This is a genomic window from Stappia sp. BW2, assembly GCF_008107695.1.
GTDB lineage: Bacteria > Pseudomonadota > Alphaproteobacteria > Rhizobiales > Stappiaceae > Roseibium.
Genome location: NZ_VIRG01000035.1, coordinates 17,031 through 27,675, shown reverse-complemented (window position 1 = coordinate 27,675; position 10,645 = coordinate 17,031). Strand labels below are relative to the sequence as shown.

The 10,645-nt window shown below is 63.8% G+C and carries 9 protein-coding genes; all 9 read right to left on the bottom strand.

Features of this window, described 5'->3' with window-relative positions:
* Window positions 1-358: 358 nt before the first annotated feature.
* Window positions 359-1,039: a class II aldolase/adducin family protein gene (locus FMN63_RS00295; RefSeq protein WP_148581954.1), complete on the bottom strand. Its 681-nt coding sequence runs from the start codon at window positions 1,037-1,039 to the stop codon at window positions 359-361.
* Between the two features lie 63 nt (window positions 1,040-1,102).
* Window positions 1,103-1,918 (bottom strand): TIGR01459 family HAD-type hydrolase, encoded by an 816-nt coding sequence (locus tag FMN63_RS00290; RefSeq protein ID WP_162529954.1) that lies wholly within the window; start codon window positions 1,916-1,918, stop codon window positions 1,103-1,105.
* 1 nt (window position 1,919) lies between these two features.
* Entirely contained in the window at window positions 1,920-3,173 is a 1,254-nt protein-coding gene (locus FMN63_RS00285) for an FGGY-family carbohydrate kinase (RefSeq protein WP_148581952.1), read from the bottom strand.
* A complete protein-coding gene (locus tag FMN63_RS00280; RefSeq protein ID WP_162529953.1) occupies window positions 3,170-4,249 on the bottom strand; it encodes a class II aldolase/adducin family protein in 1,080 nt (359 codons plus the stop codon). Before FMN63_RS00280 ends, FMN63_RS00285 begins: the two co-directional genes overlap by 4 nt.
* Complete coding sequence (locus tag FMN63_RS00275; RefSeq protein ID WP_148581950.1) at window positions 4,246-5,805, bottom strand: glycerol-3-phosphate dehydrogenase; 1,560 nt, start codon at window positions 5,803-5,805, stop codon at window positions 4,246-4,248. Before FMN63_RS00275 ends, FMN63_RS00280 begins: the two co-directional genes overlap by 4 nt.
* A 13-nt stretch (window positions 5,806-5,818) precedes the next feature.
* A complete protein-coding gene (locus FMN63_RS00270) occupies window positions 5,819-6,859 on the bottom strand; it encodes a 2-hydroxyacid dehydrogenase (RefSeq protein ID WP_148581949.1) in 1,041 nt (346 codons plus the stop codon).
* Window positions 6,856-8,415: an FGGY-family carbohydrate kinase gene (locus tag FMN63_RS00265; protein WP_148581948.1), complete on the bottom strand. Its 1,560-nt coding sequence runs from the start codon at window positions 8,413-8,415 to the stop codon at window positions 6,856-6,858. The genes FMN63_RS00270 and FMN63_RS00265 overlap by 4 nt, the downstream gene beginning before the upstream one ends.
* Entirely contained in the window at window positions 8,412-9,539 is a 1,128-nt protein-coding gene (locus FMN63_RS00260; protein ID WP_148581947.1) for an ABC transporter ATP-binding protein, read from the bottom strand. Before FMN63_RS00260 ends, FMN63_RS00265 begins: the two co-directional genes overlap by 4 nt.
* Entirely contained in the window at window positions 9,536-10,645 is a 1,110-nt protein-coding gene (locus FMN63_RS00255; RefSeq protein WP_148581946.1) for an ABC transporter ATP-binding protein, read from the bottom strand. The genes FMN63_RS00260 and FMN63_RS00255 overlap by 4 nt, the downstream gene beginning before the upstream one ends.

Below are 10,645 nucleotides of genomic sequence, written 5' to 3'. Positions count from 1 at the left end.
TGCTTTTCGGCCGACTCCTGCGGCCCGGATTTCTGTCTCATCTTCGCTCCCTTGGCGGGCTACGATGTGCCAGAAATCCTCCTTAGGCAATTTCGCCGATATGTCTCATGGTTGCTGACGGGGAACACTCGATCAGTTTCGGGGATACACCGTTCAGTTTCAACATGTGGGCATGTCCGTGGCGGATGGCGTGGAGGGCGAATATCCACTGCGGACTGCCATTTACGGCGTTGGCGATAAAGCGTGGATTGAAATTCCTGTAGAAGCGGTCTCCCGGGTCTGCGTTCTTGCGGTCGAACGGGTTGCAGAACTCCGGGACGAGAGGCCGATAGGCACCGGTTCGGACAGGAGACGTGAGTCACGCGCTGGCTTTCTTTTTGCCCTTTCCATCCTGAAGGCCGTAGCCGGAAAAAGACTTAAGCGTGTCGGCGATGGCCTGATCGGACAGGAGAACCGGGCCGCCGATCTGGAGGCTCAGGTAATATTGCCGGGCGATCGTTTCCAGTTCGACGGCCCGCCACATGGCCTTGCCAAGGCTTTCACCGACCGCGATCATGCCGTGATTGGCCAACAGGCAGGCGGTCCGGTCCTGCATCGCTTCAATTGCGAGTTCGGACAGCTCCGCCGTGCCGAAGGTCGCGTAGCCCGCGCAGCGCACATTGGTGCCGCCGAAAGCCGCTATCATGTAGTGGCAGGACGGGATTTCCTTCCTCGCGATGGCCAGTGTTGTGCAATAGGTTGGATGGGCGTGCACGACTGCTTCGGCATCCTTGCGCTCGCGCAACAAGGCGTGGTGGAAGCGCCATTCGGTCGAAGGTTTCAAGGGGCCCTCCCAGGCGCCCGACAGATCGTTGAGGTCGACGGACGCAATCATGTCCGGTTCCATTTGATCGTAGGGGGTTGCGGATGGCGAGATGAGCATACGGTCCTCATACCGGACCGAAATGTTGCCTGACGTCCCCTGATTGAGTCCGTTCGCGTTCATTTCCCGGCATCGGGCGATCAACTCCTCACGGAGCGAGAGTTCTGCCTTTTTCATTTTGAGCGTCTCCTGTTTGTTTTCAGTTCGGGCCTGCGCCAGCCGTGTGGCGGTCGCATGCCGTTAAAATCTCAGGGTTTCCATTGAAAAATCCGCGGTGGCCCCGTTGTCCGGCGTGCCGGCCTGGACCCCGGAAGTGATTAGCAGGGTTCGGCAGCCGGCGCGGTTGCCGCCGAGAATGTCATGACGGGGGCTGTCGCCGATCATCAGGCATCGCTCGGGCGTGACCGGACCGAGTGCCCGCAGGCCGGCGGAGAACATGGCCGCATCCGGCTTGCCGAGATAGACGACCTCGCCCCCCGCATCGGCATAGTCTTTCGCCACGAGGCCAGGTCCGTAGGACGCCTGGTTTCCGGCATAGATGGTGGTGTCCGGGTTGGCGCAGATAGCGGGAACGCCGGCCCGTGCCAGAGGGGTAAGGAGGCGCCTGTAATCCTCCCGGCTGTGTGTTTCGGGATTGTTGCCGCTGATGATCACGAGTTCGACAGGGGCCCCGGGGTTGGCTCCTGTCACGGGCAAGTCGTCAATCAGGCTTTGATCGTTTTCCCGCGACAGCAGCAAAACGGCTCCACCCTCGGAAAGACGTTTATCTGCAAGGCGTTGAAGCAGCAGGTCGCGGGCCAGTTCGCCCGATGTGACAATGGCCTTGAAGGCGCTCACCGGGAAGCCAAGCCGGGCCAGGCGATCCGCGTTGGGTTTGGCGAGCCGTCCCGAATTGGAAAGGGCAACCATCGGCACCCCGCGCTCCTGAAGAGCCTGAACGCACTCTATCGCGCCCGGGAAAGCCCTCTTGCCGTCATGCAGCACGCCGAACTGGTCGAGCAACAAGCCGTCGACAGAGCCAAGGATTTCAGAAAGGTGGGTGATCGTTTGCGGCATGTCAGGACAAGGCCTCGCGGGCGGTGAACGCGGATCCGACCGCGGCTTCTTTGGCGAGAACCGGTTCGGCCGGAACATCAAGCAGCTTGAGTCGGATACGGGTCCAGACGGGGTTGTTCGCGCCGCCGCCAACGGTCCTCACGCTGGTCAATGCCGGAGCGCCGAGCTCCACGAGGCGCTGGTAGCCGAGCTTCTCGATCCGGGCAATCCCGGTCAGCAATCCCTTGAAGAAGGCGGCATTGTCCTCCGGCCGCGGCGTCACGCGGGGCGGCAGCTTCGGGTCATTGATTGGAAACCGCTCGCCGGGCCGGGGCAGTGGATAGTAGTCGAGTTCGCTGGGCGTTTCCGGATCGATGCCGGCGGTAAGCTGCGCCATTTCTTCGAGATTGAAATGCGCGAGAAGAGCCGCGCCGCCGCTGTTGGACGCGCCGCCCGCGAGCCACAGATCGCCGATCCGGTGACTGTAGATGCCGTATTCCGGGGCGAACAACGGACCATCGCACAACACTTTCAAAGTCATGGTGGTGCCGAGCACCGTCACGCAGTTCCCGGGGCGCTTGGCGCCGGTGGCGAGGAACGACGCGCAGCCGTCGCTCATTCCGGCGACGATCGGACGGCCGGCCGGCAGCCCGAATGTGCCGCCGGTGCGGGCGGTGACGGTCCCCGTCGGCACGACCTCCGGCAGCAGGCTCCGCCGGATCGAGGTTCCGTCGAGCCAGTCCGGCCAGGTGCGGTTGACCGGGTCGTAACCGGTCTTGAGTGCATTGCTTTCGTCACTCGGCACAGGCGCACCCGCGAGCCGCTCGGCGATCCAGTCGGCCTGATGCACGATCCGGGCAACGCCGGGCCGACGCTGCAACTCTATCGCGCGGGCCAAGGCGGAACTGGCGCCATGGGCCGCGCTTTGGCCTGGCGCGACCGCCGCGACCTCTTCGGGAATGTGCTGGTCCGCGACCGCGTCGTTGTACATCAGGGCGTGCCCGATCGGTTGTCCGTTTCCGTCCAGAGCAAGGACGGTGCCTGACGTTCCGTCCACGCAAATTCCGGCAATCGCGGAAAGGTCCGCCGTCCGTCCCAGATCGCGGAGGCAGGTATCGAGCGCTTGTTCCCACACGGCGGGGTCGCGCCGGATATGGTCGTCCGTTTCGATAACAGCGCGGCCAAGTCCTAGGATCGTTCCGTCCGCGCCGATGGCCGCGGCCCGGACACCGGAAGTTCCGATATCGATCCCGACAAACAACGAGTCTCCGGTCATGTGACGTGTCTCTGCGTGCTTTGCTCCTTGTTGAGCGACTTCCGGTAAGTCTCCGCATCCCAGTCGAGAAGTTCCGCTTCCTGGTCCCTCGACAGACGCGTCACGCTCGCATTCGGATCGACCCGCGCCAGCACGTCGCCGAATGCCGAAGCAAGGGCCAGCTCGGAGCGGGAAGCCGTTTCCGGCATGGCGACGCCGTGGCCCGGGACGATCACCAGCTTGCTGGGGAATAGGGATTGGGCAGCTCTTGCCACGGCTTGCGAAACCGTCTCGGACGGCATGGCGATGGTGACGCCCGGACCCAGGAACACCAGATGGTCCGGATAAAGCGTTCGCCCATCGGCAACCTTGAGCAGGCGTTCGTCCAACGCGATCCGTTGGGTCGGCCGATGGGGCACGGGCATCCAGCCGGTGCCCGAAAGCCGATCCTTGAGCGCCGGAGAGGCATCCGCCGGATCCGCCTTGGTCGTCGGTGTCAGCCTGGCGCTGACCTCTCGCAGCAGACTGTCGGCTTCAGCAACCGTCTCGCCACAGACGACGAGACCGTGATTGCCGAGAACCAGGATCTCCGTTCCGGCCGGCGCGTGCGCGCGAATGGCGCGGGCGAGGCCGCTGCCGGGTTTGGTATAGGGGATGAACGCGAACGAGAGACCGGCGAGCTTTTCCGCCAGAAACGCGGGCGCGTCTTTCCGGATCGCCGCCGCGATCGTGGCCACACAGTGGGTGTGCAGCACGACTTTGGCCGGCGAACTGGCGTGCACGGTCGCCTCGATGGAGGCCCGCAGGCCGGACGGATTTTCGGATGCGTGTGTAAACGGTCCGACGTCGTCAGCGCTTTCGTCGTTCGCCACAATCGCCTGGGTCAGGCCGTTATAATCGACGGGCACGAAGATATCCTGCGCCTCAGCGTCCGCGAGCCAGGTCCCGGAGGCCTTCACCCACATGATGCCCCCGGACTTGATCGATGTGTTGCCGCCCGGCCCTTGAACCTGCAACGGATCCAGGCCCAGCCGGGTCGAGACCGTCCGCAAGGCCGCGAATTCCGGATTTGCCCGCAAAGCCTCGTAAGCCGTCATGCCGCCCCCCGTCTGCGTGTCATCCAGGCCTCGATCGAGGCTTTTTCCGTTTCGTTCAGGAAAAGCCCGTGCTTCGTCCGGCGAACCAGCATGTCCTCGGTTGTCTGGGCCCATTCGTTGTCGGTCAGCCAGCGGGCTTCGATTTCATAGAAGAGTCCGCCGAAATGCGTTCCGAGATCGGCGAGGGAATGCGCACCTGACAGCAGGTCGAAGGTTGCCGTGCCATAGCAGCGCCCGTAGTGGCGAACCAGATCCGGCGGAAGTTCCGGGAAAGCGCTCTGGAGGGAGGCAAGCCAGACGTTCATGTTCGCATCGGGAATATCGCCTCCGGGCAGAGGCGCGTTATCGGTCCAGGCGGGCCCCATCTTGGGAAAGAACGGGGCGAGACGCTCAAGCGCGTGTTCGGCGAGCTTTCTGTAGGTCGTCAGTTTGCCACCAAAGGCGCTGAGCAAAGGGGCCTGCCGGCCGGCGCCTTTGCGTCCTTCATCCAATTCGAACGTGTAGTCGCGGGTAACGGCGGATGCCGATTTGCCGTCGTCGTCATCGAACAGGGGCCGGACACCGGAATAGGCGTGCAGCACGTCCGACGAACCATGCTGCCGGAGGAAGTAGCTGTTCAGGATATCGAGCAGGTAGTCGATCTCGCCCTGATCGACCCGGACGTCCTCCGGCCGACCGTTGAACGGCACATCGGTCGTGCCCACCAGGGCAAGGTCGTCGAAATAGGGATTGACGAAGATGAGGCGCTTGTCCGGTGCCTGCAGCACAAAGCCGTTTTCTCCGTCCCACCACTTGCGCATGATGATGTGACTGCCCTTGACCAGACGGACGCTGGATTTGGAGGCGGTACCGTCAATGGACGTAATGACCTTTTCCACCCACGGGCCGGCGCCATTGAAGATCGCCCGGGCATAAACCGTGCGTTCTGCTCCGCTTCGCGTGTCCTGCAAGGTCGTGCGCCAGAGATCGCCGTCGCGTTCGGCGGCGCTCAAGGCCGTCCGGGTCAGGATCTCTGCACCCCGTCTTGCCGCGTCGATCGCGTTGAGGACAACAAGCCGGGCGTCGTCAATCCACACATCCCAGTAGGCAAAGCCCTTGTCGAAGGTTGGCCGGAGCAACGTGTTGCCCCATTCCGCCTTGAGATCAGCGCCTTTCGAGCCCGGGATCCGTTTGCGCCCGCCCAGGTGGTCATAAAGAAACAGGCCCAGACGGATCAGCCAGCGCGGCCGCTGTTCGGGGCTGTGGACCAGAATGAGGCGCAGCGGCTTCGACAGGTGTGGGGCGACGTTGAGGACGACCTCGCGCTCGATCAGTGCTTCGCGCACCAGGCGGAATTCGTAATATTCCAGGTACCGCAGGCCGCCGTGAATATATTTGCCGGAGCGGGAGGACGTGCCTTCGGACAGGTCGTCCTTCTCGCACAGAATGACGGACAGGCCACGGCCCACCGCGTCGCGCGCGACACCGACCCCGTTGATGCCTCCGCCGGCGACGAGAAGGTCGACAGGGTTTTCCTTGCTTCCGATCTTTGGGGTTTGGGAACCGCTGACACTCATCCTTGGCTTGTCCTCAGCATGGATTCACAGGTGGCTCGCCGTCGAGCCAGCGCCGGACTTCCTCGGCGGCTTTCGAGGCGGCGATGCGAACGGTCTTGAGCGACGCCCCGGCAATATGCGGTGTCAGTGTGACATTGGGCAGTTGCAGCAGCGGCCAGTCGGGCGGGGTCGGCTCGATGGCGAAGGTCTCCAGCATGGCACCGCCCAGGTGGCCGCTTTTCAGGCTGTCGTAGAGCGCGTCGTAATCCATCAAAGGCCCTCTGGCCGTGTTCACCAGAACGGCGCCGGGCTTCATATCCGCGAGTTCCCTGGCGCCGATCATGCCCCGGGTTTCATTGGTGACCCGGGGGTGGAGCGACACCACGTCCGACTGGCGCAACACTGTCTCGAGTGACACATGTTCGACACCGGCATTGGTGTCGTCGGCAGACAGTTGAACGTAAGGATCGCACACCAGAATGCGGGTGCCGAAGGCGCGCAGCAGGCGTACCACCCGTGTGCCGACCGCGCCGTAGCCGATAATCCCGACGGTCATGTCGGAGAGCTCGTCGCCGGTGACATCGGCGCGGTAAAGATCGCCCCGATACTCCCCTTTGCGCAGGGCGTCATGGCCTTTGGTGATGTTGCGGGTTTCGGCAAGGATCGCGCCGATGGTGAACTCCGCCACGGCGGACGCGTTACGTCCGGGTGTGTTCACGACAAGAACCCCGTGCGCGGCGGCGGCGTCCATGGCCACATTGACCGGCCCGCCTCTGGAAACCGCGACGAGTTTGAGCGACGGCGCGGCTTCGAACACCGACCTCGACAATGGCGCCAGATGGGTCACCAGGATCGGCGCATCGCCCAGATGGGCAAGGACCTGCTCCGACGTCCCCATATATTCCTTCAGGCCCTCCATGCCCGGAACCGCGTAACCGTGCTCCATCGGTTCATCCGGCCAGGGAAGATCCAGGCTGCGGCAGACGATGCGGTCGCCGCAGGCCTCGTGCAGCGCGGCGGCGAACATCTCGGACAACATGAACCGGTCGCCGATAATGGCCACTTCCGTTCTCATGACAGTTTCCTCCGGGCGAGGGCCTGTGCGGTCCATGTCTCCGACATGGCGCCTCGGGTTGCGAGATAGGCGGAAAACAGGGTGTCGAACGTGTCGGCGAGCTCGGGATCCGGCTCTTCGGCGGGCTCGACCAGGGGATCGACCCAGGCGCGCGTCGCCGATGTGAGATCCGGATAAAGCCCTTGCTGCACGGCGGCCATCATGACCGCCCCTGCCGCTCCGGCCTCGGGCTGCGCCACCGTTTTGACCGGCGCCCGCAAAGCCGCGGCCAGAAGTTTCTTGAGCGCGCCGGATTTGGCCGCGCCGCCGGTCAGGTGAATTTCGCCGGGCACATGTCCAAGTGCCCGGTAACAGTCACGGGTCGCGAGAACCAGACCGTCGAAGATACTGCGCAGGATGTCGAACCAGCCGGTGTTTTGATCCATGCCGGTCAGGGCCGCCCGAGCGGACGGGTCGGCAAAGGGCCCCCGTTCGCCGGCGGAGGAAATGTAGGGCAGGTAGAAGGCGGCGCCCGGCCGGGCGGCCAGGATCTTGTCGTCCAGGCCGATCAGAAGCTCGTCCTGCGTTTTCTCGACGCCTGAGTCGAGCAGCATCTCGCGCATCAGGCCGAGCGCCCAGTCGATGTTCAGCGTCGCCGCCATGTTGGTCTGTATCTGGGCAAACGTGCCGCCCGGGAACGGCATCGTGTACCCCGACCGCTCCGGGTTGAGGACCACTTGATCGGCGTCGGAAATGAAGCGCATATGCATGCCCGTCGAGCCCAGAATGGTGATGCCCCGATCGGCGGCGGGATCGTGCAGACCGGCCCCAAGCGCGCAGCACATGACATCCACGCCTCCCAGGCAGACGGGCAGACCGGCCGGCAGGCCCGTGAGGGCCGCCGCTTCCGCGGTAAGAGCATTGGCCCGCCGGGTACCGTCCACGATGGGCGGCAGCAGGTGCCGGTGGGGCCTCAAACCGAGCGCGTCGATGACCGCGTCGCTGTAAGAGCCGGTTTTGTAGGAGCAGAACGTGAAGCCGGCTTCCGAAACATCAGCGGCGATGACGCCGGTCAGTTTGAAGTAGAGCCAGTCCTTGCAGTGAAGAGCCGCGGCGCTGCGCTCCAGAAGCTCCGGCTGGTGGAGCGCCATGTGGACCAGATGGGTCCGCATCTGGCAGACGTTCAGCCCGGTCGCCGTCTCCCGGTAGATCGTTTCGATCGCTTCCGAATCTGAAAGATCCCGTGCGGTCTCCGCGGAGCGCGCGTCGAGCCAGAGCCAGCCGTCGTGGACCGGCTCTCCATCGGCGTCGACCAGCCATGTTCCGTCTCCCTGACCTGTGATGGCGAGGGCCAGGACATTGGACGCGTTGCCCGGAAGTTTCGCGACCAGGTCTCGCAAAACCTCCGCCGTGTCCCGCCAGGTCCGGGCCATGTCCTGTTCCACGCCGCCGTCCGGCCGGCTGTGGTAGACATTCCGTCGATGCGCCATGGCGAGCTGACGGCCCGACAGGTCATAGGCGACGGCTTTGATGACCGACGTGCCCGCATCGACTCCAATCAGCACCTCCCCGCTCATGCAAGTGCTCCCCCATGAGAGAACGCACGGCCGCTGTCCGCCGCGAAGATGTGAAGGTCATGGGCGGCCACGTCGATGCCGATGGTTTCGCCCGGCGCGTGATGCGCCCTGTCGTGGCGGACCGAGACGATGGTCTGGCCGGCAAACCGGGCCGCGATGTGGGTCTGGTCGCCAAGCCACTGATTGGCGTAGACCCTGGCCGGGTGGCCGCCGGCGGTGATTTTCACCGCATGGGGCCGCACACCGATGACGAACGCATCCGATGCCAGCAGGCGCGCTTTGAGATCGTCGGAAAAGGCGCTTGCCGGATAGGTCAGGCAGACCCCGTCGGCGAGGTTCAGTTTCAGATCGTCGCCGTCCGTTTCAGCCTGGGCAGGAAACACGTTCATGGGCGGTTCGCCGATGAATGTGCCGGTGAACAGATTGGCAGGCCGGTCCTTGAGGTGAAGCGGTGAGTCGAATTGCTGCAGGACGCCGCCTTCCATCACCGCGATCCGATCCGCAAGCGCGTTGGCTTCCGTCTGGTCGTGGGTCACCAGAATGGCGGTCAGTCCGCGTTCCTTGATGAAGTGCTTGAGGCGGCCGCGCAACAAGGCCCTGAGCTGCGGCTCCAGCTGGCCCATCGGTTCGTCGAGCAAATGCAGATCCGCGTTGCGGATCAGGGCGCGGGCGAGGCTTGCTCTTTGCTGTTGCCCGCCGGAGATCGACCCCGGATAGCGATCCAGAATGTCCTCGATCTCTAGAAGGTGGGCGATCTCAGCCACCTTTTTTCGAATCTCGTCCTTCGACAGACGCTCGGACTTCAAGGCGAAGGCGATGTTCTCCTCAACCGTCAGTGGCGGATAGAGCGAATACCCCTCAAAGGCCATCGCCACATTCCGCCTGGCCGGGGCAAGCTTGTGAATCGGGCGCCCCTTTATGAGAATCTCGCCCGAAGACACCGCTTCGAACCCGGCGATCATGCGCAAGGTGGAGGTCTTGCCGCAGCCGGACGATCCCAACAGCGCGACGATTTCGCCCTGGGTCACGCTCAGGTTCAGATCCTTGACCGCCCGGACCGGATGATGGGAGGTCTCGTTATAGATCTTGTCGATCTGTTGAAGGTCGAGCAGAACGTCGCTCATGCCGCTTTCTCCGCTGCGTGACTGGTTCCGTTCGGGTCGAGCCGGACGCCGGTCTGGCGATCGAACAGGACCGCGTCGCTCGGATCGATGGTGATGTGCGCCATTCCCGACGTGGGCGCGGGCATCTCCGCAGGACGGGAGACCAGAATTTCTCGTTTGCGCAGCGTGGTGACCAGGGTGACGGTCTTTTCGTTGAATGGCGTTTCCGCTTCGATGGTGACGGGCACGCCTTCATCGGCATCCGTGAAGCTCAACGCCTCCGGGCGCAGGCCGAGGACGCACTCCCTGCCGACAGTGCCGGACAGTCCGGGGTCGAGCTGGATTCTCCGGTCGGACAGGCTGGCATAGACGCCGGAGGCGTCGCTCTGGGGAACCACATCCAGAAGGTTGATGGTCGGATCGCCGAACAGTTTGGCGATGTTGATTGTCGCCGGACGCCGGTAGATCTCCTCCGGTGTGCCGTTCTGAATGATCCGGCCGCCGTCGAGCACGGCGATCCGGTCCCCGAGCGCCATGGCTTCGCGGTAGTCCTGGGTGACATAAATGACCGTGGCGCCCTGATCGGCCAGCAGGCGGGGCAGTTCCAGGCGCATCTCGAACCGCAGCTTGGCATCCACGTTCCGCAACGGGTCGTCGAGCAGCAGAACCTTGGGCCGGGACACCAGCGCCCGGGCCAGCGCGGTTCGTTGTTTTTGTCCGTTCGACAGGGCCTTGGGTGTGTGGGACAGCACGTGATCGATCTTGAGCAGCTTGGCGACCGTATCGACGCCGGCGCGGATCTGATCGGCCGTCCTGCCGCACGCGGTAAGGGGGCTTGCTATGTTGTCGAAGGCATCCATGTGCGGAAACAGCGCGAAGTTTTGAAACGCCATGCCGATCCCGCGATGCTCCGGCAGCACGTCCGTCACATCCTCTCCGCCAATCAAAACCTCGCCGCCGTCTTGTTCGACGGCGCCGGCGATGCAGCGGAGCAGGACGGTCTTGCCCGCCCCGGACGGACCGAAGAGAACCAGGGTGCTGCCTTCGGGCACATCCAGATCGATGCCTGAGAGCACTGCGGTGTCCTTGAAGCGCTTGACGAGTTTTTTGAGTTCAATACGGCTCAT

What these genes read in the sequence shown, in the direction of transcription:
- FMN63_RS00255 (WP_148581946.1), bottom strand. Translation starts at nt 10,645, where the DNA reads ATGAGCCGTATTGAACTCAAAAAACTCGTCAAGCGCTTCAAGGACACC.
- FMN63_RS00295 (WP_148581954.1), bottom strand. Translation starts at nt 1,039, where the DNA reads ATGAAAAAGGCAGAACTCTCGCTCCGTGAGGAGTTGATCGCCCGATGC.
- FMN63_RS00260 (WP_148581947.1), bottom strand. Translation starts at nt 9,539, where the DNA reads ATGAGCGACGTTCTGCTCGACCTTCAACAGATCGACAAGATCTATAAC.
- FMN63_RS00285 (WP_148581952.1), bottom strand. Translation starts at nt 3,173, where the DNA reads ATGACCGGAGACTCGTTGTTTGTCGGGATCGATATCGGAACTTCCGGT.
- FMN63_RS00275 (WP_148581950.1), bottom strand. Translation starts at nt 5,805, where the DNA reads ATGAGTGTCAGCGGTTCCCAAACCCCAAAGATCGGAAGCAAGGAAAAC.
- FMN63_RS00290 (WP_162529954.1), bottom strand. Translation starts at nt 1,918, where the DNA reads ATGCCGCAAACGATCACCCACCTTTCTGAAATCCTTGGCTCTGTCGAC.
- FMN63_RS00265 (WP_148581948.1), bottom strand. Translation starts at nt 8,415, where the DNA reads ATGAGCGGGGAGGTGCTGATTGGAGTCGATGCGGGCACGTCGGTCATC.
- FMN63_RS00280 (WP_162529953.1), bottom strand. Translation starts at nt 4,249, where the DNA reads ATGACGGCTTACGAGGCTTTGCGGGCAAATCCGGAATTCGCGGCCTTG.
- FMN63_RS00270 (WP_148581949.1), bottom strand. Translation starts at nt 6,859, where the DNA reads ATGAGAACGGAAGTGGCCATTATCGGCGACCGGTTCATGTTGTCCGAG.